Source organism: Streptomyces sp. Isolate_45 (genome assembly GCF_024721315.2).
GTDB lineage: Bacteria > Actinomycetota > Actinomycetes > Streptomycetales > Streptomycetaceae > Streptomyces.
Window position 1 is genome coordinate 1 of record NZ_JANFAK020000122.1, and the last position, 24,643, is coordinate 24,643.

At 72.3% G+C, this 24,643-nt stretch carries 18 protein-coding genes, 1 tRNA gene and 3 pseudogenes; 15 read left to right on the top strand and 7 right to left on the bottom strand.

Annotated features, from left to right (window positions below):
* The first annotated feature begins 342 nt into the window (after positions 1-342).
* The 4 genes from NOD94_RS30145 to NOD94_RS30160 all read left to right on the top strand — a co-directional run bounded on the left by NOD94_RS30145 (position 343) and on the right by NOD94_RS30160 (position 3,656).
* Positions 343-1,620 (top strand): M6 family metalloprotease domain-containing protein, encoded by a 1,278-nt coding sequence (locus NOD94_RS30145; protein ID WP_281209320.1) that lies wholly within the window; start codon positions 343-345, stop codon positions 1,618-1,620.
* Positions 1,621-1,752: 132 nt separating this feature from the next.
* On the top strand, positions 1,753-1,959 hold the full coding sequence (locus NOD94_RS30150) for a hypothetical protein (protein WP_281209321.1): 207 nt from the start codon (positions 1,753-1,755) through the stop codon (positions 1,957-1,959).
* Positions 1,960-1,961: 2 nt separating this feature from the next.
* A complete protein-coding gene (locus tag NOD94_RS30155) occupies positions 1,962-2,444 on the top strand; it encodes a RidA family protein (RefSeq protein ID WP_281209335.1) in 483 nt (160 codons plus the stop codon).
* Between the two features lie 249 nt (positions 2,445-2,693).
* Positions 2,694-3,656: an endonuclease/exonuclease/phosphatase family protein gene (locus NOD94_RS30160; protein WP_281209322.1), complete on the top strand. Its 963-nt coding sequence runs from the start codon at positions 2,694-2,696 to the stop codon at positions 3,654-3,656.
* A gap of 3 nt (positions 3,657-3,659) precedes the next feature.
* Here the strand turns inward: NOD94_RS30160 and NOD94_RS30165 are convergent, their stop codons facing one another.
* A complete protein-coding gene (locus tag NOD94_RS30165; RefSeq protein ID WP_281209323.1) occupies positions 3,660-7,232 on the bottom strand; it encodes an ATP-binding domain-containing protein in 3,573 nt (1,190 codons plus the stop codon).
* 336 nt (positions 7,233-7,568) lie between these two features.
* Between NOD94_RS30165 and NOD94_RS30170 the strand changes: the two genes are divergently transcribed.
* From NOD94_RS30170 to NOD94_RS30185, 4 genes and pseudogenes are all read left to right on the top strand, one after another.
* Positions 7,569-7,644: transfer RNA gene (locus NOD94_RS30170), tRNA-Arg, on the top strand.
* Between the two features lie 344 nt (positions 7,645-7,988).
* Complete coding sequence (locus tag NOD94_RS30175) at positions 7,989-8,195, top strand: hypothetical protein (RefSeq protein WP_281209324.1); 207 nt, start codon at positions 7,989-7,991, stop codon at positions 8,193-8,195.
* 71 nt (positions 8,196-8,266) lie between these two features.
* Positions 8,267-8,530, top strand: a pseudogene (locus NOD94_RS30180) (UTRA domain-containing protein); the annotation flags it as partial.
* Positions 8,488-8,757: a hypothetical protein gene (locus NOD94_RS30185; RefSeq protein ID WP_281209337.1), complete on the top strand. Its 270-nt coding sequence runs from the start codon at positions 8,488-8,490 to the stop codon at positions 8,755-8,757. The pseudogene NOD94_RS30180 and the gene NOD94_RS30185, both read left to right, overlap by 43 nt.
* 162 nt (positions 8,758-8,919) lie before the next feature.
* On the opposite strand, the gene NOD94_RS30190 is transcribed toward NOD94_RS30185, so the two are convergent.
* The 3 genes from NOD94_RS30190 to NOD94_RS30200 all read right to left on the bottom strand — a co-directional run bounded on the left by NOD94_RS30190 (position 8,920) and on the right by NOD94_RS30200 (position 14,504).
* Positions 8,920-9,126 (bottom strand): hypothetical protein, encoded by a 207-nt coding sequence (locus NOD94_RS30190; protein WP_281209325.1) that lies wholly within the window; start codon positions 9,124-9,126, stop codon positions 8,920-8,922.
* Positions 9,127-9,249: 123 nt separating this feature from the next.
* Entirely contained in the window at positions 9,250-11,016 is a 1,767-nt protein-coding gene (locus NOD94_RS30195) for an MFS transporter (RefSeq protein ID WP_281209336.1), read from the bottom strand.
* Between the two features lie 287 nt (positions 11,017-11,303).
* A complete protein-coding gene (locus tag NOD94_RS30200) occupies positions 11,304-14,504 on the bottom strand; it encodes a hypothetical protein (protein WP_281209326.1) in 3,201 nt (1,066 codons plus the stop codon).
* Between the two features lie 269 nt (positions 14,505-14,773).
* Between NOD94_RS30200 and NOD94_RS30205 the strand changes: the two genes are divergently transcribed.
* The 3 genes from NOD94_RS30205 (at position 14,774) to NOD94_RS30215 (ending at position 17,157) form a co-directional block, all read left to right on the top strand.
* The gene (locus NOD94_RS30205) at positions 14,774-15,514 is read left to right on the top strand and encodes a GPP34 family phosphoprotein (protein ID WP_281209327.1); all 741 of its coding nucleotides are present in this window, start codon (positions 14,774-14,776) and stop codon (positions 15,512-15,514) included.
* A gap of 331 nt (positions 15,515-15,845) precedes the next feature.
* On the top strand, positions 15,846-16,730 hold the full coding sequence (locus NOD94_RS30210; protein WP_281209328.1) for a helix-turn-helix transcriptional regulator: 885 nt from the start codon (positions 15,846-15,848) through the stop codon (positions 16,728-16,730).
* Positions 16,731-16,944: 214 nt separating this feature from the next.
* Positions 16,945-17,157, top strand: a complete 213-nt coding sequence (locus NOD94_RS30215; protein ID WP_281209329.1) for a DUF397 domain-containing protein — start codon at positions 16,945-16,947, stop codon at positions 17,155-17,157.
* A 246-nt stretch (positions 17,158-17,403) separates the two neighbouring features.
* On the opposite strand, the gene NOD94_RS30220 is transcribed toward NOD94_RS30215, so the two are convergent.
* Positions 17,404-18,369: a hypothetical protein gene (locus NOD94_RS30220; RefSeq protein WP_281209330.1), complete on the bottom strand. Its 966-nt coding sequence runs from the start codon at positions 18,367-18,369 to the stop codon at positions 17,404-17,406.
* Between the two features lie 84 nt (positions 18,370-18,453).
* Here NOD94_RS30220 and NOD94_RS30225 point away from each other — a divergent pair.
* Positions 18,454-18,627 (top strand): annotated as a pseudogene (locus tag NOD94_RS30225) (PLP-dependent aminotransferase family protein); the annotation flags it as partial.
* A 63-nt stretch (positions 18,628-18,690) separates the two neighbouring features.
* Here NOD94_RS30225 and NOD94_RS30230 read toward each other — a convergent pair.
* Positions 18,691-20,427: a long-chain fatty acid--CoA ligase gene (locus tag NOD94_RS30230; RefSeq protein ID WP_281209331.1), complete on the bottom strand. Its 1,737-nt coding sequence runs from the start codon at positions 20,425-20,427 to the stop codon at positions 18,691-18,693.
* Between the two features lie 124 nt (positions 20,428-20,551).
* Between NOD94_RS30230 and NOD94_RS30235 the strand changes: the two genes are divergently transcribed.
* The gene (locus tag NOD94_RS30235) at positions 20,552-21,568 is read left to right on the top strand and encodes an AraC family transcriptional regulator (protein WP_281209332.1); all 1,017 of its coding nucleotides are present in this window, start codon (positions 20,552-20,554) and stop codon (positions 21,566-21,568) included.
* A 41-nt stretch (positions 21,569-21,609) separates the two neighbouring features.
* Here NOD94_RS30235 and NOD94_RS30240 read toward each other — a convergent pair.
* A pseudogene (locus tag NOD94_RS30240) lies at positions 21,610-21,786 on the bottom strand (transposase); the annotation flags it as partial.
* Positions 21,787-21,812: 26 nt separating this feature from the next.
* Here NOD94_RS30240 and NOD94_RS30245 point away from each other — a divergent pair.
* A complete protein-coding gene (locus NOD94_RS30245; protein WP_281209333.1) occupies positions 21,813-23,030 on the top strand; it encodes an RNA-guided endonuclease TnpB family protein in 1,218 nt (405 codons plus the stop codon).
* Positions 23,031-23,334: 304 nt separating this feature from the next.
* Positions 23,335-24,498, top strand: coding sequence for a lipase family protein (locus NOD94_RS30250; RefSeq protein WP_281209334.1), 1,164 nt, complete (start codon positions 23,335-23,337; stop codon positions 24,496-24,498).
* Positions 24,499-24,643 lie beyond the last annotated feature (145 nt).

A 24,643-nucleotide genomic window follows, 5' to 3' on the forward strand; every position in this document is an offset into this window, starting at 1 on the left:
GCGGTGGGGGCCGCCGGCGCGGGGGCGAGGGCCACCGCCGCCGCGGGGGCGGCCGCGCGGGTGCGGGTCGGGGTCGTCATTCCGGGGCCTTCCTGTACGGGCTTGGGTGTCCGCGATGTTTCGAAGCGGGGAGCAGGTCCCCGTTTCGCGGGACGTAGGTGCAAACGGGGATCGAGTCCCCGGTTATTTCACTCGCGAGTGTGACCTGCCTCACAGGGTGGTTGGGTGGTCCGGTCCCGTTTGGACGCTCCCGACGCGCGGGCGCGCCGCGGTCGAAGGAGGGTGAGCGGACAGAGCGCAGTCCGGACCCGGCCGGCTGCCGCGGACCCGAAGGCGATCTCCATGCCGCAGACCCGCCGCCGGATACGCAGACACTGCCGCACCTGCGCGTACATCGGCCTGACCGCGCTGGCACTCGGCATCACCGCGACCGCGAGCACGGGCATATCGGGACGCGGGAACTCGGCGGCAGGTCCGGTGGCCACCAGCGCCGAATCCCTGCTGGCCCCCTGCCGGATCACCGGGACCATGGGCGTGCAGATGTCCGAGGGCCTGCCGACGCCGCCCGGGTACTCGCGGTCGACCGGCGAGGTGCGCGCACTGAACCTGATGATCGACTTCCCCGACGCCAAGGGCGAGGGCACGGCGATGGACCGCATGTCGGAGTTCTTCCCCCAGACCTCCGACTGGTTCCGGACCAGCTCCTACGGCCGCCTCACCTACCGGGCCGAGGCACCGATAAGGGAGTGGCTGCGGATGCCGATGCCGTTCGCCCAGTACGGGATCGGGCGCGGGTCCCCGTACGAGCCCGGCTACCGGCAACTCGTCGAGCACATCGCGAAGGTCGCCGACAGCGAGGTCGACTTCGGCAAATACGACCTGGTCAACGTCCTGGTCACACCGAACGCCGGCCCGTCGGCCCTGGACACCGTCCTGTCCGTGACCTTCTCGGGCAACGCCGAGGCACCGGTGGCCGACGGCGTGCCGCTCGCGAACACGTCGTTCGTCTACAGCCGGCAGGACGACGGCTCGGGCTCCTACCGGGAGACCGGCTACCGGGTGCTCCCCCACGAGAACGGACACGTCTTCGGACTGCCCGACCTGTACACCGCCGACGGCGGCGGCACGGTCGGGCACTGGGACATCATGAGCGAGGACTGGGGCGCCAACAACGACCTGCTCGGCTGGCACAAGTGGAAGCTGGGGTGGCTGGACGAGGAGCAGATCAGCTGCGCCTCGAAGTCGGGGGTCAGCGATCACGTCCTGTCGCCGCTGGCCGTGGAGGGCGGCACGAAGCTGGCCTTCGTCCCGCTGTCGGAGAGCGCCGGGTACGCGGTGGAGGTGCGGACGCGCGCCGGGAACGACGAGGCAGTGTGCAAGCCCGGCGTGCTCATCTACAAGGTGGACTCGGACGTGGACACCGGGCGCGGGCCGGTCACCGTACGGGACAGCGCCGCCGACAGCGGTGGCTGCACCAGGCGGCCCAACGTGCACGCCGAACTGTCGGACGCGCCCTTCGTGCCCGGCGAGACCTTCACCGACGACAAGTCCGGCATCAGCGTCTCGGTGGTGGGCGAACTGCGCAACGGCAGCTACCAGGTGCGGATCACCCGACCCTGACGGCTCCCGCCCCCGCTCCCGGGCCGGCCGGGGCCACTCGGCCCGGCAGGTCCGGACCTCCGGCCCCCTCGCGGGGGCACGGGGGCGGGAAGGCCGGGGGGTGGGGAGGCCGGGGGCGGGGCGGAGGCCGCGGTGAGCGGGGCGGCGGACAGCGCCGCGGCCGGCGAGCGGACGGCTCGGACGCTCGAACCGATCGGCGACGGGCTGCTGGATCCGACCGTGATGACCACCCACGAATTCCCCTTCACCCGGGTGGAGGAGGCCTTTCGGCGGCTTTCCGCGCGGGAGCCGGGCATGGTCGAACCCATCGTCCACTTCCCCCGGAGGAGCCCGTCGTGACCGTGACCCCCGCGACCCCCGAAGAACGTCTGGCCGCGGCCGGGCTGACCCTGCCGCCCGCCCCGGAGCCGGTCGCCGTGTACGTACCGGCCGTACTGAACGGGCACTACGTGTACACCTCCGGCCAGCTGCCGATGGTGGACGGGGCCCTGCCGCTGACCGGCAAGGTGGGTGCCGGGGTGACCCCGGAACAGGGGAAGGACCTGGCCCGGCAGTGCGCGCTCAACGCGCTCGCCGCCGTGGCGTCGGTCGCCGGGGACCTGTCCGCGGTGAAGCGGGTGGTGAAGGTGGTGGGCTTCGTCGCGAGCGACCCCTCGTTCACCGGCCAGCCCGGTGTCGTGAACGGCGCGAGCGAGCTGCTGGGCACCGCCTTCGGCGACGCGGGCATCCACGCCCGGAGCGCGGTCGGGGTGACGGTGCTGCCGCTCGACGCGCCCGTGGAAGTGGAGCTGGTCGTGGAACTGCACACCCCGATGGGGGTGTGAGGCCGTGACGGCCCGTCGGGGGGCTTCGTATTCGTAGAGGAGGCGCACCGGGACGGCCGTCCTTCCACGGGGGCGTTCCGCGGGGTGGCGGGGCCGGGCGGGGCAGTCCGGGCGGGCGGGGGCGAACCCCCGGCCGGTTTGGGACGTCTTCGTGGGCATGAACCCGACACCCCCACCGACCCCGCCCACCCGTCGCCGGCCCGGCCCCGCCGTCCGACGCGGGCGCACCGGCCTGCCCGGCCCGGCGCGGTGCGCACCGTGACGACCGGCCCCGGGGGCAGGTGGAACGTCGCCGGCCGGGGCAAGGTCCTCGCCGGGCTCTGCGTCCTGACCGCCCTGCTGATGCTCCTGAACTCCCTGATCCCCAACGGCCCCGCCACCGGCAACCTCGGCAGCCTCGTCCAGACGTTCCTCCCCTGGACCGGCCTGCTGGTCCCGCTCCTGTTCGCGGGCGCCTTGCTGCGCCGCTCGCGCCCGGCCCTGATCGCCGTCCTGCTGCCCGCGCTCGCCTGGACGGGGCTGCACGGCCCGGCCCTGCTGACCGACCGGGGCACGGGTGGCCCCGCCGAACTGACCGTCGCCGCCCACAACGTGGACGACGCCAACCCCGACCCGGCCGGCGCCGCCCGGGCCGTCGCCGCGTCCGGGGCGCAACTGATCGCCCTGGAGGAACTGACGCAGCCCGCCACGCGGACCTACGAGCGGGCGCTGGCCGCGACGCACCCGTACCACGTGGTGGAGGGCACCGTGGGGCTCTGGAGCACCTTCCCCCTGCGCGACACCGGGGCCGTCCCGATCATGCCGTGGACCCGGGCCCTGCGCGCCACCGCCGACACCCCGAGGGGGCCCGTCACGGTGTACGTCGCCCACCTGGCCTCCGTCCGGCTGCGCCCCGGCGGCTTCGCCACCGAGCGCCGCAACGCCGCCGCCCGCGACCTCGACGCCGCCCTGCGCGCCGACCCCGCCGCCCGCGTCCTCCTGATGGGCGACCTCAACGGCACCACCGCGGACACCGCCCTGACCCCGCTGATGTCCCGCTTCCGCTCCGTGCAGGAGGAGGCCGGCACCGGCCTGGGCTTCAGTTGGCCGGCGCGTTTCCCGGTGGCCCGGATCGACCAGATCCTCGTACGGGGCCTCTCCCCGGTCTCCGCCTGGACCCTCCCGCCGACCGCGAGCGACCACCTCCCGGTCGCCGCGTCCGTCCGCTTCTGACGGTCAGGGCCGCGCCGAGCCGAGCGCGATGTCCGTGTCCTGTCCGCCCCATCCTTCGGGGCTCCACCAGATGACGTGGACGTTGAAGACGTCCCGGACGGTGTCCGCCGACCACTCCTCGGCGGGCGGCTCGGACAGCACCAGGTAGAGGCCGTCGGCCCGGGTGGGCAGGGTGTGGTTGATCTCCAGCAGGCGGGTCGCTCCCGAGCGGAGGTCCGCGTAGGTGGACAGGCCCGAGCCCAGCGCCTCGTAGAGGAACAGGCCGTGCGCGGTGACGCAGCTGACGTCGACGACCGGCGAGTCGGCGGGCTGGAGGTCGGCCCAGTACAGGGACGACTTCAGGGCGTGGCGGACCGACTCGTGCTTCCTGCACGTCCGGTCGGCGGCGGCCGACGCCTCCAGCGCGCGCAGGAAGCCTTCCTTCGTGGCCGGAGCCGGCGCGATGGTGCTTTCCGCGAGGGTCATCTGCTCTTCGTCCTTCTGCTCGGGCTGTTGGGGAACCGCCTGCTCTGCCTGTTGGGGAGCCGCCTGCTCGGGCTGCTGCTCCGGGGCGGCGGGGCGCGCTTCGTCGGTGTCCGTCCCCGTCCCGGGGGCGAAGCGGCCCCGGAGCACCCGTCGTGCTTCGGCCAGGGTCTCCGTCCAGCCCGAAGCCGTCAGGGCTTCCCGGAGACGGCCCGCGTCCAAGGTGCCCTCCTTGAGGGCACGGTTCGCCGTCGCGGCCAGGTCCCGCAGGACGCCCAGCCTTTCCCGGTCCGGAGCGCCGAACAGGTTGAGGACGTCGACCCAGTCGGCCTGGTCCCTGCGCAGGACGCGGTTGGCCATGCCCTGCAACTCGGAGAGCCTGCCGCGGGCGTCGGGCACGTCCTCGTCGCCGCCGGTCAGCTCGCCGAGCACGTTTAATGCCGCGATGTAGCGGCCCGCCATCCGGGGCGAGACGGGCGACCGACCCCGCTGGTCGGAGGTGAGGACGGTCTGGTTCGACTCGTTCGCGAACACCCAGCAGTCCAGCTTCTCGCCCCGGCGCGGAGGAACCGAGCCGTGGCGGACGGCGAGGACGAGGGGGCGGCCGATCCCGGCGGAGACGGGTTTGACCTTGAAACGACCGCCGGGGGCCTGGTCCACGACCTCGACCCTCAGGTCGGTTCCGATCCGGGGGAGCCGTTCCGCGACGGCCGGCGGCTCCGCCTCCCCCTCCGCTTCCGCTTCCCCTTCCGCTTGCGCCTCTGCCGTGGGCGGGGTCGGGGACGTGGGCGTGGTCGTGGGCGTTCCGGGGTCGGTCCCGGGGCCCGCGAGCACGGCCGGCAGCGGAGCGGTGTGCAGGATGGTCAGGCTCTGGGTGCTGCGGGTCAGGGCCACGTACAGCTGCCGCAGGCCCGCAGGTCCGCGGTCGGCGATGGTGGCGGGCTCGACGACCAGGACGTGGTCGTACTCCATGCCCTTCGCGTGGGTGGCGGCCAGGACGGATACGGCGCCGCGGTGCTGAGGGCCGATGTCCTCGTGCTGGTCGATCCTGCGGCTGATCGCGTCGAGCCAGTCCGAGTCGTCGGGGACGATGACCGCGACGGAGCGGAGGGTGTTCCCGTCGCTGCTCCCCACGAGGCGGGTCACCTGGGTGACGGTGTCGTCGAGGAGTTTCCACGGCTCCGTCGCCACCGCCCGAACCGCGTCCTCACCGGCCTCGCGCACGGCCCGCGGGTAGGGCAGGGTCGGTGCGATCGTCCGGGCGAGGGGAGCGACGAAGTCCATGATCTCGGCGGGAACGCGATAGCTGGTGTTGAGCTCGGCCACGCGCCAGTCGCCGTCGTCGGACAGGAGCGTGCCCAGGCTGTCCCAGCCCTCCGGAATGTGGGGTCCCGTCGCCTGCGCGAGGTCGCCCAGGACGGTCATGGAACCGTTGACGGCGCAGCGCCGCCGCAGCGCGCGGGCCTGCATGGGCGTGAGGTCCTGCGCCTCGTCGGCGACGATGTGCCCGTAGCGCCTCGGGACCTCCCCGCTGATGAGGACCCTGAGCTCCTCCAGGCAGACGTGATCGTCGAGGGTCCACGGATCGGCGTCGGCGCTGGCGGCACGGGCACGCAGCAGGGCCGCCTGTTCGCCCTCGTCGAGAATGCCGTCGGCGCACGCGTGCAGGAGGTCGGGCGAGTCGTAGAGACCGCGCAGGGCCTCCCTCGCACCGGGGGACGGCCAGACGCGTTCGACGAGGCGCTCGACCCTGCGGTTGCGCTCCAGGTCGCGGCGGATCGTCCCGGCCTGCCCGCGCCGTGGCGCTATGCCGGACAGCTCCTGCAGGAGACGGTCGACGAGCAGGCCGCGGAAGCGGTCACGGCGCTCCCGGTACGGGCCCTCGCCCCGTTGCGCCTGGTCCAGGAGGGCCCGTACCTCGGACCGCGGAACGCGCAGGGTCGTGCTGCCGGCGGTGACGACGATCGCGGGCTCGTCGCCCTCGAAGGAGGGCGCGACGACGAGGTCGTCGAGGACTTCGGGCCGGTAGTCGTTCTCGACGCGGCGCCGCAGGACGGCCGCCATGCGCTCGTCGGACTTGACGAGCCGGGCCTGCGGGGAGTCGGTGCCGAGGATCTCGCCGTCCCACAGACGGTTCAGCTGGACGGCGTTGACGTCCCGGGTACCGAGCGTGGGGAGGACCTGGCCGACGTAGTCGAGGAACCGTTGGTGCGGACCGATCACCAGGATGTCCTGCGCCTTGAAGTGATCGTTGTTGACGAGCCAGGTCACTCGGTGGAGTCCGACCGCGGACTTGCCCGTGCCCGGACCGCCCTGCACGACGAGGATGTCCGAGGGAGCGCCGGTGACCAGGTCCATCTGGTCGCGGCGGATGGTCTCGACGATGTCCCGCATGCGGCCGCTGCGCGACCGCTGGAGCTCGCGCAGCAGGAAGTCGTCCGGCTGGACGGTCCTTCGGCGCTGCCGGGCGGCGACGTCCCCCGGGCTCGGGGACGGCGCCCGCGGCCCTGGCGCCACCGGGTCCGCGTTCTCGTCCGAGGTCGGCGCGGCGCTGTCGTCGGGGCTCGTCCGAGGTTCCGGGACGGGGGCGGGGGTGGGGGCGGTGGAGGTGGTGGGCGTGGGTGCGGTCGTGGGTGCGGTCGTGGGCGTGGATGTCGGGGCGACGGCTGCCGGCTGAGCGGCGATGTCGTCGAAGTAGCCCTCGACCACACGCTGGACGCAGCGGAGTTGGCGCCGCAGCGTCACCTCACCGGGGTCATCGGTCCGTAGCTCCGTCCACTTCTTCGCCAAGGGGCTCGTCCACAGCAGGACCACCGGCTCGTGCGAGACGTCCCACACGGCTCGACGTCCGATGTACCAGGGGCGGGGCTCCGTGCCGGGTTCCTCCGGTGCGTCGACACGGGCGAAGACCAGGGCCTCGTCGCCGAGGCCACCGTAAGCGGCGGCACGCGCCTCCGCCTCGATCCGGTTGGCGATCCCGTCCTTGCCGCTCGCCGAGGCGTTGGCCGCCGACGTGCCGCTCATCTCGGCCAGTCGCGCGGTGTAGCAGTCGTACGCGTGGTCCACGGCATGCTGCTCGACCGCAAGGACTTCGTCCCGAGTGGTGGTGCTCATGTGCGTCCTCCCTGCGGCGTCGCCGAAACACCGCCCCGGGCCTGCGCCCGTACCCCGCTGAAAGAACTACCAGAAAGCGGATCTTGACGTACAGTCACCGCCCGGGTTCCCCCGTACGAGCCCACCGGGCACGACCGCGCACGAGCCCGCCCCCGCACCGCCCGACCACCCCCGCGCAACCGGCGTCGGTACGCCCTGCGCGACACCGGGCACGACCCCCGCCGGACCTCACCGCTCTCCCCCCAAGATCACCTCACCTCGAATCCGACAGCGACCGGTGCCCCCACCCGCTACACTGGCGCCGGTGCGCAGCCCTGGCTTCGCACCGCGCAAGATGCCTTCGTAGCTCAGGGGATAGAGCACCGCTCTCCTAAAGCGGGTGTCGCAGGTTCGAATCCTGCCGGGGGCACCAGGGGAAAGGGCACCTACCGATTTCGGTAGGTGCCCTTTGACATCCCGACGCCGACGGTTCTGCGGGTCCCCGTCGTAGAGGACGCAACGCCGCCGCTGGGTACGGTTGCGGACGTGGAGCACCTTGTCGTCGAGGTCGGTGTCCGACCACCGGAGCCCGAACCGAGCGCTGAGAAGATCGTGAACCGAGCCATGACCTACGAGCCCTTCGCGCTCCGAGCTGGAGGGCGCGGGTAAGGGTTTCCCTACTTCATCAAGGGCGTTTCCGCCGCCAAGGCGGCCTCACGCGGAGTCGGAGCGCCCCCGCCGGAGTCATATCTGGAGGCGCGGCTGTAGCGTGACGCCATGGATGAACCTCGGATCAAGGTGTACGGCTCAGCCGCGGAAATCACGATCGCGGCCAACGCGATCGGGCTGCGGGACCTTGCCGAGCGACTTCTCGGACTGGCTGATTCCGAGCTCCGGGTCGGCTACCACGAGCATCTTGATGGCGGCATCGATCTTGAAGAGGGCTCGATCAGCCTGATCCTGGAGCGGGACGACAAGCTGTAGACGTCGCTCGGCGAGCGCCCTGTCCCGTGCCCCGCACGTGCCCGATCGAGCGGGGAAGCAGGGGGAACACCGGGCAGGTTTGCCGGTCAGCGATCGGCGTCACCGTCAGCCACGCCGTCGAACAGCCGGAGCCACGGCAGGCGACAGCCGGGGAGACGTCGTTCCTGGGGATCCAGGAAGCCGCTCTGCCGAGCCACATCCGGCGGACCCGCTACACCGACCAAGGCCGGCCCGTGGAAACGGCGGACATCGTCGTTCCCGTCGCGCTGTGCGAGATCGAGGGGGCAGGGATTTGGACGCGGCACGAAAGGCCCGGACGGCCGAGTTCGCGGTGACAGCGCGAGCTGTCTGGGCGGAGAGTCACGACGGCGGAGACCTACAGGAGTTCCTGAAGGAAAACGGCTGCGACGGAGTGGACGCCGTCATGGTCACCATGCAGGTCGTCGGATGTGGGCTCGCCGAGGCCCAGAGCTTGTTCTTCAGCGCGCCTTGCCGATCCGCCGAGCTCGCCTTCCACAACGCCGTGATGGACGGCCTGGAGCGGTCCCAAGGCAACGCGTGACAGCCATCGCTGACATCAACACCGGTGGAACTGCGGCCGTAAGCACCTCTCGCAGCAGTGGCGGGCGGGGAGTCCTGGGCGGTCGCCGGTGCCCGCGGGTGTGGGAAGGGCCCTCCCGGGTGGGGGAGGGCCCTGCGGGATGGGGGGTCGGGGGACGCCGCGTCAGCTGAGGCCTCTGCTGCGTTCGCCGATCCTGTCGCCCTGGGGAGTGCCGGCGCGCTTGAGGGCAGCCTTGGTGTGTGCCCCGCCCTTCACCTTGCTCCGGACCGGACCGTCGAAGCCGTGGCCGGCGGCCGTGCGGGGCAGCTGGAGCTGTTCCGTCACCTTCGCCAGTACGGCCTGGGCGTCCTGCTTCTGCTCTTTGCTCATCCCGTCGTCAACTCCCTCGGGAAGCACCCAATCGGACTACTCGGATCGTATGCAGATATGCGGACCAATGCACCCGGAACAGCGCGTAAAGAAATCGCTTGCAGCAAGAATGACGATGACGACTCAGGGCCGCGGCGGCACCGCCGGGCGTTCCGGCGTGCCCAGGGTGGCCTGGATCAGTGACTCGGGGCAGGGCGTGCCGCGCGGGATCTGGTACTTCGCCGATACCCGGTACTGGCCGGGGGCCGGGACCAGCAGTTCCGTCCACACGTCGCCGAGGGCGTCCGGGGCCGCTTTGAAGAGGCAGCCGGCGGTGTTCGCGTACTCCTTCGGCACGGCGGACGCGCCGCGGGCACGGGAGGCGAACGTCTCCTGCGGGGGCAGGACCGGCTTGCCCGTGGCGTCCACCAGGCCCAGCCACGGCGAGTGGGGGATGCGGACCAGGACCCGTCCGGGCTTCTCGACGTCGATGACCATCTGGTCCGCGCCCGCGCGGACGACCTTCGCGGGGCCGCCCACCAGGCTTGCCGGGTCCTGGACCTCGAAGAGCTTCCAGTTCGCGTCGCCCCAGACCTCGCGGAGGTACGGGAGGCCCCCGCGCAGGAGCTTCGCCTCGTCCTTGCCACCCGAGTCGGGTTTGTCGGCGGGCAGGACCACGTAGTGCACGGCCCAGCGCTCCAGCCAGGCCCGGTAGCTCTCGGCGGTGAGGGTGTCGTCGTAGAAGAGCGGGTTGCGTTCGAGGTCGGCCTGCCGGTTCCAGCCGCGCGCGAGGTTGACGTACGAGGGGAACGCCGAGGATTCGCGGTGGCTGCTGGCGGGGACCACCTCGACCCGGCCGCGGTCGGCGTGGGCCTTCTGCAGCTGGGCGATCAGGGGGGCCAGCTCGCGGTTCCAGGCGGCCACGGGCGTGGTGCGGACGATGTCGGTGACGCTGTTGGTGGTGATCCAGACGGTGAGCCCCGCGAAGGCGAGCAGCAGCGCGCGCCGGCGCCGGGAGCGCGGTGCGGCGTACGGGAGGGCGGCGAGGAACACCGCGCCGCCGAAGAGCATGACCAGGCGGGTGACGTTCGAGCCGACCTGGGAGTCGATCGCCCAGGTCAGGAACACGCCGAGGGCGTAGACGGCCGAGGCGATCCGGACCGTCTTCCACCGCTCGGGCACGAGGAAGACGATGGCCAGAGCGAACACGAAGGGCAGCCAGGCCGAGCCGATCTTCATGGGCTGCGTCCCGGAGAAGGGGAACAGCCACGCGGACAGCCCGACGACGGCCACCGGGGCCAGCCCGAGGGCGTACGCGCCCGGCCGCCGGCCGCTGAGGAACAGCGCGGCGGCGATCACGCCGAGGAACAGGCCGGCGACCGGGCTGGCCGCGGTGGCCAGTGCGGCGAGCGGCGCGGCGACGGCGGCCTTGGCCCAGCGCCGCCGCGCCCACTTGCGGGGCCAGCAGAAGACGGCGGCGACGGCCCCCAGCGCGAACAGCACGCCGAGACCGAAGGTGACCCGGCCGGAGAGCGCGTTGCACAGCAACCCGTAGACCCCGGCCAGGGCGGGCCACAGCGGGCGCCGGACGGCGCCGCGGCAGCGGGTGAGGATCAGCGCGAGGAGTCCTGCCGAGCAGGTCCCGGCGATCATCATCGTCGTCCGGACGCCGATCATGTGCATGACGTACGGGGACACCACGCTGTACGAGACCGGGTGCATGCCCCCGTACCAGGCCAGGTTGTACGCGGTGTCGGGATGGCGGCCGACGAACTCGGCCCACGCGTCCTGCGCGGCGAGGTCGCCGCCACTGTTGGCGAAGGTGAAGAACCAGACGACGTGCAGCACGGCGGCGAGCGCGGTGGCGACGGCCACGGGGTGCCGGTGCGCCCGGGCGAGCGCACCTGCCACTATGCCGTCGGGCCCGGCAGGGGCCGACAGCTGGTCCCCCGAACCCGAGGGGCCCGAACCCGAGGGGCCCGGCGCCGACCCGCCCGGCGTGCCCGACCCGGCCGCGGGCTCGCCGGGGCGGCCCGACGACCCGGAGGGCCGGGGCTGCCCGGACTTCTGGTGCTGCTCAGCGGTGGTCACCGATGACACTCTCTCCCCGACACGCGCATGTGGGCGCCCGTCCCGGTTACCTGGACGCGCCGCGGCGCCCCGGGGTTGCCCGGGGCGCCGGTCCGGCGCCGCTGCGGTCAGCCGACGCGGACGAGCTTGCTGCCGATGCCCGGCGTGGCCAGCTCGGTCTTGAGCGCCACGGGCACCTTCACCTGACTGGCACCCTCGCCCACGGTCAGCACGCCGACCTCCGTTCCGGCCTTGGCCGTCCCGGGGAGCTTCGTGCCCCCGTCGCCCAGCTTGATGTCCACGGTCAGCGAGGGCCAACCGACCGCCTGGACGTCGGCCGTCGCGACGACCGGGGTCCGGCCGCCGAGGCCGTCGTCGACGTACCCGACGACGTCGCCCTTCTTGACGACGGGCGCGCCTTCCAGGGACTTCTGGGTGGCGATGAGCAGCGTCCGGCTCGCCGCGATGACGCTGTCGATGATCGGCGGCTTGTGCTGCCCGAGGACCGCGCCGACGATCAGCTGGTTGGTGCCGCCGACCTTCTTCTGGGCGGCGAAGAGCAGGTTTCCGCCGGCCTTGGTCGTCGTACCGGTCTTGATCCCGAGGGATTCGTTGTACGGGACGAGGCGGTTCCAGTTCGACCAGGTCTTGCCGGACGGGTCGACCCAGCTGGGCTTGCTGGTGATGTCCACCAGGGCGGGGATCTCGACGATCTTCAGGCCGAGCTTGACCTGGTCCTCGGCGGTGCTGACCGTGGTCGCGTCCAGACCCGACGGGTCCGTGTACGTGGTGTTGGTCATGCCGAGTTCCTTGGCGGTGTCGTTCATCTTCTTGACGAACGCCTCCTGGGAACCGGCGTCCCAGCGCGCGAGGAGCCGCGCGATGTTGTTGGCCGACGGGATCATGAGGGCGGCGACCGCGTCGTACGTCGAGATCTTGTCGCCCTCCTTGACCGTGTTGAGGGTCGACTCGTTGTCCGACTTGTCCTTCTGACCCTCGGTCTCGGCGATCTTGTCGACGTCGATCATCGCGCCCTTCTCACCCTTCTTGAAGGGGTGGTCGCGCAGGATGATGTACGCCGTCATCGACTTCGTGACGCTCGCGATCGGCACCGGCTTCTGCTCACCGGAGGAGCCGATCGTGCCGAGACCGGCGGCGGCCATGGAGGCCTGCCCCTCGGTGGGCCAGGGCAGGTCGGGCTTCCCGCCGGGGAAGGTGTACGAGCTCTTCGCGGTCATCGCGAGCTTCGGAGCGGGCAGCGGACGCACCAACTGCACGACGGCGAGCACGACGGCCAGCAGCAGCACGATCGGGGCGTAGATCTTGAACCGCCGGACCGCGGTGCGCAGGGGGCTCGGCGGCGGGGGCGGGTTGTTCGTCAGGTCCGCCAGCATGTCGAGCGGCGGCCGGGGCGGCAGCGGCTGCTGCGTGGTGCGCTCACTGGGGTCGAGCCGGTTCGCCGCCGGGGGCGCGGTCGCCGGGGCTGCCGGGGCGGGCGGCTTGGGCGCGGCCGGGTACGCGGGTGCCGGCTTCGGCGGGGCCGGGGGTCCGGCCACCGGGGTCGGCTTCGGCGGGGCCGGGAGGTCGCCGCGCAGCGGGACGAAGGTGCTGGACGCACGGTCGCCCGCCGCCTTGGGCGTGCCACCGGCCGGAGCCGGCGGAGCGCCGCCCGGCTTCACGGCCCGGAAGACGGCGGTGCGCTCGTTGTCGGAGCCGGCGCCGTCCTGGTCGTCACCCTTGGTGCCCTTGGCGCCCTTGGCGGCGTTGCCCTCCCTGGTGCCGCCGGCACCGCCGGCGGCGTTGCCGCCCGTGGGGCGCCCGGCGCGCTCGGCGTCCGTGGCTCCCCCGGTGGCAGCGCCCTCGGCGCCCTTGCCGTCCGTGGCCGGGGCGGCGCCCCCGGTCGGCTTCTTCGGCGCGTCGGCGGTCGGGGCGGACTTGCCGGGGGCGGTGGGAGGCGTCGTGCCCGGCCGCACCGCGCGGAAGACGGCGGTGCGCTCGCTGTCGGGCGCGACGGGCGGGGTCTTCCCGGGAGCGGGAGGCGCGGAGTCCGCCTTAACCGCACGGAAGACGGCGGTCCGCTCGCTGTCGGCGGCACCACCCTTGGAGTCCTTGGAGTCCTTGGAAGCCTTGGAGTCCCGGGCGTCCTCCGACTCCCGGGCGTCCTCGGACGCCGCGGTGTCCTTCGTGTCCTCGGCCGGGGCCGTGCCTCGGACGGGCTTCTCGGGCGCGTCCGCGGTCGGGGTCGGCTTGACCGGGGCGGCGGAAGGCGCCGAGTCCCGCCGCACCGCACGGAAGACCGCGGTCCGCTCACTGTCGGCCGCGGCGGACGCGGCGTCCGGCTCGGCTACCGACGCGACGCCCGGCTCGGCCTTCGGCGCGGCATCGGCCTGAGCCTTCTTCGTCGCACCAGCGGGTGCGACGTCCGACTCGGCGTCCGGAGACGCGTCCTGCTTCCCCGCCTTCTCAGCGGGCTTGAGCACCCCGAACGCCGTGGTCCGGGCATCCCGCCCCGACCGCCCCGCGCCGTCCCGGTCGACACCGGACTCGGAACCGGAACCGAAATCGGAACCGGAACCGGAACCGGAAGCTGCACCGGAACCGGAACCGGACTTGACGACCCCGAACGCGGTCACCTCGGGCTTGTTCGCAGCGGCCGCCGCACCACCCGAAGCGGAATCCAGCTTCGGCGCCCGGAAGACCGCCGTGCGCTCACTTTCGTCGGCCCGCGCGTCACTCTTCGCGGGGCCGGACTTCACGACGCCGAAGGCCGTGGTCTCGGGCTTCTCCGCGGCCCGCGGGTCCCGCGCCGACTTCTCGACCGCGTCCCGCTCGGCCCCGGAAGCACCACCGGAAGCGCCGCCGGCACCCGAAGCGGAACCAGCGTCGGCCCCAGAGGCGGAGCCGGGCCCACGCACGCCGAACGCCGTCACCCCGGGCTTGTCCCCCCCGGTCGCCGCGCCCGCCGCGTCCGCCGCGTCCGCCGCATCGACCCCGTCCGCCGAAGCGGATTGCGACTTCTGGTCCGCGTCCGCGGGTGCGGACTGCCGTACGAGGCCGGCGAGCTTCGATGGGCCCGCCGGGGAGTCCACCCGTCCGGGGGACGGCTGCGCGTCCGGGACGGCCTCGAACGCCTGGGTCTCATCGGCACCCGCACCGGCGTCCCCGCCGGTGCCCGCGCCCTTGTCCGCGCCCTTGCCGGTGGACCCGTCGGTGCCCGCGTCGGCACCCGCGTCGGCGTCCGCCTTCCCGGTGGACGCGGCCGGCTCGGCCGTCGCCACCCAGGCCGCCACGGCCTCCTTCAGGGGGTCGCGCGGCTGGAACACCGACATCCTCGGATCCCGCTCCGCGGACGAGGACTCCGCCGCCCCCGACGCTCCTTCATCTACCGACTTGTCGGGGGACTCGCCCGCCACCGTTCCTCCTCGATCGCCGTCCGGTCGCTGTCCGAACCGTCTAACAGTGTCCCGTCTAGGGGGCATCGCCCCCGTGCGAGACGAGAACGACATAGCTACGGGTTCCCCCACAAAGCGGCCACGCGCTCTCGACAGATGAATGTGAGAGGCGTCACCCTGTCACTCATCCACGCGGGGAGGCATGGATGGGCAGGAGCCGCAGAACAATTCCGGAGGAGCTTCTGCTGCTCGCTTTGGACCCGACCACGGGAACCACGGCGCAGCCGCAGTCGCTCGACCTCGGCCTGGCCGGGGCACAGCTAGTGGAGCTGGCTCTGGCAGGACGGATAGCCCCTGACGGGGATCGTATCGCCGTGGTGATGCCACGGCCGACAGGAGATCCGACTCTGGACTCCGCACTGGAACTGCTGCGCAGGCGCGGCAGCCCGGTACGGGCGGTCCACTGGATAGGCGGACCCCGGCTGGGGCTCCGCCAGATTTACCTCGCCCACTTGGAGCGTTGCGGCATGGTCCATGCCGTCGCGGGCCAGATGTGCGGGGTGTTGCCGACGACTCGCTACCAGGCGACCGACACGACGATCAGCCGGGAGATCCGTGCCCGGCTGGACAGTGCGATCCGCACCGGGGTACCCCCGGACCCGCGGACCGCGGCGCTCGCCGCCCTGGCCCACGCGGTCGGACTCGGCAAGCACCTGTACCCCGGCAACGAGGGTCGGTCGTCCAGGTCCCGACTGCGGGACCTGATCCGGCACGACCCGATGGGCGGTCTCGTGGCGCACGCCGTGATGGACGTCCAGAACGGTGTGGCCGCCCAGCCGCGCCGTGACCGTGCTCCGGCTCCGCCGGCCGCCCGGCCCACGGCGAGCGGCGGCGTGCCGCTGCAGCCGCGCCGGACGGGTGCGATGGCCCGCGTGGCCGCGCACTGACGGGTCGGCACCGACGGACCGCGCACCGCGAGGCCGCGCACCGAAGGACGGCAGCAGCCGGCACGGCAAGCACGGCAGGCACGACCGTAGGACCCGCGACACCCCTGGATACCGCCGCGGGACCTACTGCACACCGCTCCACCGCTTTGTCGGCGCCTCGACCGGAAGTCCCCAAGACCCGGTCCGCAGGTCGCCGGAGCGCGGGGTGGCGGGACCGGCCCACCGGTCCCGCCACCCCGCGCGTTCGCATTTCCCTGCCGTTCCCCAGCGGCATCGCGCCCTTCGGTGGCAGTCTGCTGAACAGCAGACACACAGAGAGAGGGGCCGACCCGTGGCGTCCAATGTCAATCCCACCGTCCGACGCCGCCGACTGGGCATGGAGTTGCGCAAGCTCCGCGAGGACAAGGGCATGACGGCCGAACAGGTCGCCGAGCGCCTCCTCGTCTCCCAGTCGAAGATCAGCCGGCTGGAGAACGGTCGCAGGTCCATCAGCCAGCGCGACGTCCGCGACCTGTGCGAGGTGTACGAGGTCGAGGACCCGCGCCTCGTCGACTCGCTCATGCAGATGGCGAAGGACTCGCGTCAGCAGGGCTGGTGGCACGCCTTCGGCGACATCCCGTACAGCGTGTACATCGGCCTGGAGACGGACGCGGCCAGCCTGCGCACCTACGAGCCGCAAATGGTTCCCGGGCTGCTCCAGACGCCCGAGTACGCCCAGGCCCTGATCCGCGGCGCCCTGCCGGAGACGGCGCCCGCCGACGTGGAGAAGCGCGTCCAGGTGCGGATGCACCGCCAGAAGCGGCTCTCGGAGACGGACAACAACAATCCGGATGTCGGTCCGCTGCGGTTGTGGGCGGTGATCGACGAGGCCGCGCTGCGCCGGCACGTGGGTGATCCCCAACTGATGGTGCGGCAGCTGGAGTACTTGATAGAGCAGTCCGAGCAGCCGTACATCACGGTGCAGGTGATGCCCTTCTCGATGGGCGCGCACCCCGGTGTCAACGGCCAGTACGCGATCCTGGAGTTCCCCGACGCGTCGGACTCGACCGTCGTCTACATCGAGGGCGTGACGAGCGACCTGTACCTGGAGAAGGCCAACGACGTCCAGAAGTACAGCGTGATGTACGAGCACCTGCGCGCCCAGGCGCTCAACGTCGAGCAGACCCGGCAGTTCATCGGCGAGATCATCGAGCACTACGCGGTCAAAGCCCCGTAACGAGTGGGGCCGGTGTGGCGGAAGTGGCTGGGAATGACGAAGGGCCGGGTACGGTACACCGTCCATCCCCAGCCACAGAAGGCCTGAATGGAATATGCCACCCGGTCGAGTGAATGCCTCCTTCACCCATCGGGAGGTGCGGGTAGCGTCGATCACGTCGGTCGGGAAACCGGCCGGCACGAAACCGGAACTACTCGCTGAACCGGAGAGAAAAATGGCTATTCGTCAGGGCGCCACGGAAAACTGGACCAAGTCCTCGTACTCCGGCGGAAACGGCGCCTGCGTCGAGGTCAAGTCCCCCGTGGTGGCATCCATCTCGGTCCGTGACTCGAAGGTGCAGGACGGTCCGTCCCTCACCTTCGCGCCGGGTTCCTGGACCTCCTTCGTCACCGACGTCATCGAGGGCCGGTCGGGGCGCCTCGCCTGAACATCAAGCCATCCACCTCGACTGTTGTACGCGCACCACTGATCGGAGCCCTCTCGACCGGCCCGCCGTCCTGGCCGAGGGGGCTCGGCCGTGTCCGCACCCGGGGCGCGGCGACCGGGCACCGGGCGGCACCCCGCCCGCCGGCCCGGCCGGCCCGAACTCCGCTCGGTGACCCCGACCGGAACCCGGACCGGACGCCGACCTGAACGCGGACCGGAATCCGAAGCGGAACGTCGACCGGAACGGCTACCGGAGTTCGTCGACGTACCGGTCCGTCCCCGGCACCGTGGGAACGAACGGCGCCACCAGCTCCACCCGCCCCAGCCCCGATTCGGCGACCTCCGCGTCCAGCCCGCGGAAGTGGTCCCAGCAGGCCCGCGGGTCGGCCTCCAGGAACCACAGCAGGGTCAGTCGGGTGTCGACCCCCTCGACCTGCTTGACGTAGGTCATCCGGTCGCCGGGCAGCGGCGTCGGCCGGAAGACGGTCACCATCGCCGCGGGAGAACCGTTCAACCTCTTGGGCAGGGCCCGGGAGCGCAGCCACTCCAGCAGCTCCGCCCGCTGTTCGGGGCCCTCGGCGTCGACGACCTGGACCACCAGCCCGGCGTACGGGTGGTCGAGGGCGTGGAAGTCCCGGGGGCCGGCCGCGCCGTCGCGGTAGACCGTGGCCGCGTGGTCCTGGAAGGCCGTGAAGACGTGGGTGCGGTCGCGGTAGACGCGGCCGTCGCGGTTCAGCCGCTTGTTGATGCCGACGGTCCACTTCATGTGCTCGTCGTAGCGGCCCTGGGTCACCCAGTACGTCGATATGTAGCACCCGGCGGTCACGGGCTGGGCCACCGCCGACTTCTCCGGGTAGCGCAGCTCCTGGAGCTCGCGGGTCGCCACCCAGCGGCGGCCGGCGTACATCCAGGGCATGGCCATCGCACCGGCGTAGTAGTGGTCGTCCTCGTACCAGCGGTTGTACGCGAACTCGTGGCCCGGGTGCGGTTCCACCATGGTGATCAGCGCGTGGCCGGGGCGGACGCCGTACGGGCCGACGGCCGCGAGCGCGGCGTAGTCGTCCGCGCGGGTGTCGCGGGTGTCGCGGGAGTCGTGGGAGTCGTGGGGCTCACGGGAGTCGTGGGACTCGCGGACACCGCCGACGTCCTCGCCCACGGCGTCGTCCCGCTCGCCCCGCTCGTCCCGGTCTGCTGCTCGCTCGTCTGCGGTCATGACACCGGTGTATCTGATGGGACGTCAGTTGGGGAGGGGGCGTGCGGCGTTCACCCGGTGAACAAGTAGGTGCCGTCTGCACCCCACGACGCGACGGCCCTGCTGAAGTCGGCCGTCGCGCACGACGTGCCGTACGTGCCCGGCGCCCCCTTCTTCACCGGCACCCCGGACCCGCGCACGCTCGGGCTGTCCTTCACCACGCACGCCCCCGCCGAGATCGCGGAGGGCCTGGACCGCCTGGGCCGGGCCCTGGCCTGAGCGCCGCCGGCCCCTCCCCGCCCCGGCCCGATCACCGACGGCCCGATCACCTACGGCCCCGCCTCAGCCCCCGTACAGCGCTTCGATCTGCGCCGCGTACCGCTCGGCGACCGCGGCGCGGCGCAGCTTGAGGGTCGGGGTGAGGGTGCCGGCGTCGACGGAGAAGTCCTCGTCCAGGATGTGGAAGGCGCGGATGCGGGCCGGGCGGGAGACCGTGGCGTTGGCGGCGGCGACCGCCTCCGCGACCAGGGCGCGCACCTCCGGGTGGGTGGCCGGGTGGGCGCCGGGGTCGAGGGAGCGCCGGGCCGCCCAGGCGGCGACCTCCTCGGCGTCCAGGGTGATCAGGGCCACCGGGTGGGGCCGCCGGTCGCCGATCAGGACGACCCGTGAGACGTACCGGGAGGCCGCCCGGACGGCGAACTCCACCTCGGTCGGAGTGATGTTCTTGCCCGCCGAGGTGATGACGAGTTCCTTCTTGCGGCCGGTGACGGACAGGAACCCGTCGGCGTCGAGCTCGCCCAGGTCGCCGGTGTGCAGCCAGCCGTCGGCGTCGAGGGTCCGCGCGGTGGCGGCGGCGTTCGCGTGGTAGCCGGGGAAGACCATCGGGCCGCGGGCCAGGATCTCCCCGTCCGCGGCGATCCGGACCTCGCAGCCCGCGACGGGGCGGCCGACCGTGCCGTACCGGACGGCCTCGGGGTGGTTGAGGCTGATCACCCCGCCGGACTCGGTCATCCCGTAGCCCTCGAAGACCCGTATGCCGCAGGCGCGCAGGAAGTCCAGCGTGTCGGGGGCGATGGGGGCGCCGCCGGTCAGCGCCCACTTCAGGCGGCCGCCGAAGGCTGCCCGGACCGGGGAGTACAGCGACTCCTCGGCGGCCTCGTGCGCGGCCCGCAGCTCCTCGGGGAGCCGGCCCCGCGCGGCCAGGACGCCGATCCGGACGGCCTCCTCGAAGCGTTCCCGGCCGCCCTCCTGCCCCTCGGCCAGGGCCAGGACCACGGAGTGGACCTTCTCGAACAGCCGCGGCACGGAAGGCAGGTGGGTGGGCCGCGCCTGCGCCAGCTCGGCGACGACGTCCTCGACCCGGCCGCCGAAGTAGCAGAGTTCGCCGCCCTGGAGCAGGGTCGTGAACTGGATCAGCTGCGCCAGCAGGTGCGCCAGCGGCAGGTAGAGGTACGTGGAGTCCCCCGGCCCGCCCCGGACCAGGGGCAGCGTCCCGTCCTGCACCGCCCCGAGGTTGCCGTGGGTGAGTCGGCAGCCCTTGGGCAGGCCCGTGGTGCCCGAGGTGTAGACGATCGAGGCGTCGTCGTCGGGGGTCACGGCGGCGGCCCGCGCCCGCAGCGCCGCCTCCGGGGCCGGGACCCGTCCGGCCAGGGCGTCCATCCGTACGACGGCCCGCAGCGCGGGCAGCTTCGGCCGCAGGGCCTCCACCCGGGCGGCCCGCGCCGCGTCGTCGCAGACGACCACGACGGCCTCGGAGTCGGACAGCACCCAGGCCAGCTCCTCCTCCCCCGCCGTCGGGTACACGGGGACGAGGACCGCTCCGGCGGCCAGCACCCCGAAGTGCGTGTACGTCCACCGGGGTCCGGTCTCCGCGAGGACGGCCACCCGCTCGCCCGCGACGACGGCCAGGTCCGGGCCGATCAGGGCCCGCCCGACTTCCCTTACGGACGCGGCCAGTTCGCTGTAGGTCCTGGTCCGCCGGCCGCCCGGCCCCGCGCGAAAACGCAGGGCCGTCCCGGGGCCGTACCTCTCCTCGGTCCACTGGGTGAACTCCGCCAGCGTGCCCGGCCGACCGTCCATCGCGTGCCCTCCCGGAATAGGTGACCCCCGACGACAGACCCTAGGCACCGGCGGGCCGACTCCGGCATGACCGGACGCGTCACCACCGCTGACCCCAGCGCTCATTGCGGCTACCGTCGGAGCCATGGGGAGGCGGACGGTCACCGTGCACCATGTGCGTGCCGTGCTCGCGGGGGCGCGGAGCGCCGGCTTCGATCTGCTGCCGCTGCTCCAGGAGGCGCAGATCCCGCCCCTGTTGCTGGGCGACGACCGGGCGCGGATCACGCCCGCGCAGTTCGCCCGACTGTTCCGGGCGCTGTACCGGATCACGCAGGACGAGTTCCTCGGCCTGTCCGCGGTCCCGAGCCGGCCGGGCACCTTCGCGATGATGTGTCACGCCTCGCTGGGCTGCCGGGATCTCGGGGCGGCCGTGGAGCGCGGGGCGGCCTTCTACGGGCTGTTCCCGGGCGGCCCGGAGCTGGAGCTCCACGTCGACGCGGAGGGCGGAGAGGCCCGGTTCGCCGTCGGCAACGACTTCGATCGGGACGAGGAGCGGTTCCTCACCGAGTGCGTGCTGGCCATCTGGCACCGGCTGGCGAGCTGGCTGATCGGGCGGCGCATCCCGCTGTCCTCGGCGACCTTCAACTATCCGGCGCCGCCCCACGCGGACGAGTACGCGCTGCTCTTCGACTGCCCGGTCCGCTTCGGCGCGCGGCGCACCGAGGCGGTGTTCGGCGCGCACTGGCTGACCGCGCCGCTGGTGCGGGACGAGGCCGCGCTGGACGCGATGCTCCGCCGGGCCCCCTTCGACCTGCTCTCCCGCCCCGCGTACGGGACCACGGTCGCGGAGCAGGTGCGCCGGACCCTGACGCGGCGGCTGCGGACCTCGCCGCGGCTGCCCGAGCTCGGGGAGGTGGCGGCCCGCCTCGCGATGTCCCCGGCGACGCTGCGGCGCCGGCTCCGGCAGGAGGGGACCTCCTTCCAGCAGCTCAAGGACCACGTCCGGCGGGACGCGGCCATCGCGGGGCTGGCCGAGAGCGGGGAGCCGATCGCGGAACTCGCCGCCCGGTTGGGCTTCTCCGAGGACACCGCGTTCCACCGCGCGTTCCGCCGCTGGACGGGCACGACACCGGGGGCGTACCGGATCGCATCCGGGGGCTGAGGCGGGTCCACGCGCCGGGGGCGCGGGGGAACCGGCGCGTCGTTGAACTCGACCTGCTCGGTCTCGAGGTCGGCGCACACGGCGCGCATGATCTCCTCCATCCGCTTGAGGTGGGCGTCGGTGAATACCTTGTGCCGATACTTCGTCACGAAAACCAAGTGGGCGTGGAGGGCGGAAGTGCAGTGCCGACCAGTGCGAATGTTCTGATACTCAGTCATGGATCAACCGCAGTACGCTGCTCGAAATGCAGCTCAGGTACTCCTTCCGGATGTATCCGAACGGTCCTCAGCGCTCAGCGTTGGCCAGGGCGTTCGGGTGCTCGCGGGTGGTCTACAACGATGCGCTCCGCGCTCGTGAGACCGCCCGCATGGCAGGGCTGCCGTTCGTTACGTCGGCCAAGCTGTCGAAGCTGGTCACGGCCGCGAAGAAGACCGACGAACGGGCCTGGCTCGGCGAAGTCTCGGCGGTCGTGCTTCAGCAGTCCCTTCGGGATCTGGACACCGCCTACCGGAACTTCTTCGACAGCCTCAAGGGGAAGCGCCCGCGCATGGGCGCGCCCCGGTTCAAGTCCCTCAAGGACAACCGGCAGGCCGTCCGGTTCACCGCGAACGCCCGATGGAAGATCACCACTGGCGGCGATCTGTCGTTGCCGAAGATCGGCGATGTGCGGGTGAAGTGGTCCCGCACGCTGCCGTCCATCCCATCCACGGTGACCGTGGTCAAGGACGCGGCCGGAAGGTACTTCGCATCGTTCGTGGTCGAAACCGGTACGGACGAGACGCTGCCCGAGACAGCCGGCCAGGTCGGCATCGACCTGGGTCTGACGCACTTCGCGATCCTCTCCGACGGAACGAAGATCGACAGTCCCCGCTTCCTGCGCCGGGCCGAGAAGAAGCTCAAGCGGGAACAGCGCCGTCTGTCCCGCAAGGCCAAAGGCTCCAGTAACAGGACCAAGGCCCGCATCAAGGTCGCCCGCGCTCACGCGCAGGTCGCCGACGCGCGGCGCGAGTTCCACCACCAGCTCTCCACCAAGCTGATCCGCGAGAACCAAGCGGTCGCGGTGGAAGAACTGACGGTCAAGGGACTCGCCCGCACATGTCTGGCCAAGTCCGTACACGACGCCGGATGGTCGGCGTTCGTGACGATGCTGGAGTACAAGGCCGCCCGGTACGGGCGCACCCTCGTACGCATCGGACGCTTCGAGCCGACCTCTCAGGTGTGCTCGCAGTGCGGCGTCAAGGACGGCCCCAAGCCTCTGAGTGTCCGTGTCTGGCAGTGCCAGGCGTGCACCGCGTGGCTGGATCGGGACATCAATGCGGCGGTCAACGTCGCCAAGGCCGCCGGACTGGCGGTATCAGCCTGTCGAGCGCGGGTAAGACCGGGCCTTGTCCCGGCACAGCGCGAAGAAGCAGGAACCCACCGAGACGGTCAGCCGACCGTGGTAGGAATCCCCTCCCTTTAGAGAGAGGAGCGGAAGTCAAGGCCTCTATTTCTACGGTTACCCCACCAACGGGCGCTGCCCGGCCGGGGGCGCCCACGGCATGGCGGGCTACGACTTCGTCCTGCCCCACCTGTAGGGACGGGCCCGCGCCGCGTCCCGCGAAGGGGCGCGGCGTCGGCGCGGCGCTGCACGGCAGCGGGGCGGGTGTCGGGGAGGGTGGGACTCCGGGTCAGGAAAGGTGAGCTGCGCGGTCAGCGACATCCCGACCGGTCGGTCACTACCTTCTCCTCACCCACCCCGTACGGACCGTTGGGAGAGCCGCCCCATGCGATTCCGCAGGACCGCCCTCGCCGTCGTGGCCGCCATGGCCATGTCCGCCTGGATCCCCGCCACCGCCACCGCCACCGCCGACACCCCCGCCGCCGCCTCCGGCGCCCCCGGCGACCTCGTCTCCAGCGCGCCCTCCGCCTTCCACCCGCTGCCCGGGCAGCCCACGAACACCAAGGCGTGGAAGGTGCACTACCGCTCGACCACCGCCGACGGCGCCCCCAACGTCGTCTCCGGCACCGTCATCGTCCCGCAGGACGGCCGCGGCGGGCCGCGCCCGCTGGTCACCTACGCCGTCGGCACGGTCGGCATGGGCGACTCCTGCGCGCCGAGCAACAACCTGCCGTACGGCACCTCCATGGAGGCCAACCTCATCCAGCAGCTGACCCTGCGCGGTTGGGCCGTGGTCGTCACCGACTACGAGGGCCTCGGCACCCCGGGCGTGCACACCTACACCGTCGGCCCGTCGGCGGGCCACGCCGTCCTCGACGCGGCGCGCGCCGCCACCCGCCTCCCCGCCGCCGGGCTCGGTCCGGACACCCCGGTCGGCATCATGGGCTACTCGCAGGGCGGCCAGGCCGCCGGTTGGGCCGCCGAGCTGCATGGTTCGTACGCGCCCGAGCTGAAGGTGAAGGGCACGGCGACCGGCGGCGTCCCGGCGGACCTGCTGAGGGTGGCCGACTTCAACAACGGCTCCTACGGCTCAGGGCTGATCTTCATGGCGGCGGCCGGGCAGGACGCGGCCTTCCCCGAACTGAGGCTGGACTCCTACCTGAACCCGGCGGGCAAGGCCCTGGTGGCCGGGATGAAGGAGCACTGCGTCGCCGTCGACGCGATCGCCGGTTCCTTCAAGCGGATCTCCGACCTGACCACCCGCAACCCGCTGGAGCAGCCGGACTGGCGGGCCCGCCTGGGTCAGAGCCGGCTCGGCGGCACCGCGCCGGCCGCGCCGGTGCACCAGTACCACGCGCTCGCGGACGAGTTGATCCCGTACGGGGTCGGTAGCCGGCTGCGCTCGGAGTGGTGCGCGAGGGGAGCGAACGTCGACTTCGACACGATCTGGCTCGGCGAGCACGTCAGCGGCGTGATCACCCATTCCCCGGAGGCCGGTAACTGGCTCGCGGACCGCTTCGCGGGCCGCCCGGCCCGCGGGAACTGCTAGACCGACGGCCCCGCGCCCCGGCGGGTGTTCCCGTCGGGGCGCGGGGCTGCCCACGGCACGGCCTAGGACCTGTCGTCAAACTCCCGTCTGCCTCGTGGCGGCCGGCACGCGCTCCCGCCGCACCGGGCGAAAGCCCGAGTACGTC

Coding starts and splice junctions, on each gene's coding strand:
- NOD94_RS30145 (WP_281209320.1), top strand. CDS start 343: ATGCCGCAGACCCGCCGCCGGATACGCAGACACTGCCGCACCTGCGCG.
- NOD94_RS30165 (WP_281209323.1), bottom strand. CDS start 7,232: ATGAGCACCACCACTCGGGACGAAGTCCTTGCGGTCGAGCAGCATGCC.
- NOD94_RS30175 (WP_281209324.1), top strand. CDS start 7,989: ATGGATGAACCTCGGATCAAGGTGTACGGCTCAGCCGCGGAAATCACG.
- NOD94_RS30190 (WP_281209325.1), bottom strand. CDS start 9,126: ATGAGCAAAGAGCAGAAGCAGGACGCCCAGGCCGTACTGGCGAAGGTG.
- NOD94_RS30200 (WP_281209326.1), bottom strand. CDS start 14,504: ATGTCGGTGTTCCAGCCGCGCGACCCCCTGAAGGAGGCCGTGGCGGCC.
- NOD94_RS30205 (WP_281209327.1), top strand. CDS start 14,774: ATGGGCAGGAGCCGCAGAACAATTCCGGAGGAGCTTCTGCTGCTCGCT.
- NOD94_RS30215 (WP_281209329.1), top strand. CDS start 16,945: ATGGCTATTCGTCAGGGCGCCACGGAAAACTGGACCAAGTCCTCGTAC.
- NOD94_RS30220 (WP_281209330.1), bottom strand. CDS start 18,369: ATGACCGCAGACGAGCGAGCAGCAGACCGGGACGAGCGGGGCGAGCGG.
- NOD94_RS30230 (WP_281209331.1), bottom strand. CDS start 20,427: ATGGACGGTCGGCCGGGCACGCTGGCGGAGTTCACCCAGTGGACCGAG.
- NOD94_RS30235 (WP_281209332.1), top strand. CDS start 20,552: ATGGGGAGGCGGACGGTCACCGTGCACCATGTGCGTGCCGTGCTCGCG.
- NOD94_RS30245 (WP_281209333.1), top strand. CDS start 21,813: ATGCAGCTCAGGTACTCCTTCCGGATGTATCCGAACGGTCCTCAGCGC.
- NOD94_RS30250 (WP_281209334.1), top strand. CDS start 23,335: ATGCGATTCCGCAGGACCGCCCTCGCCGTCGTGGCCGCCATGGCCATG.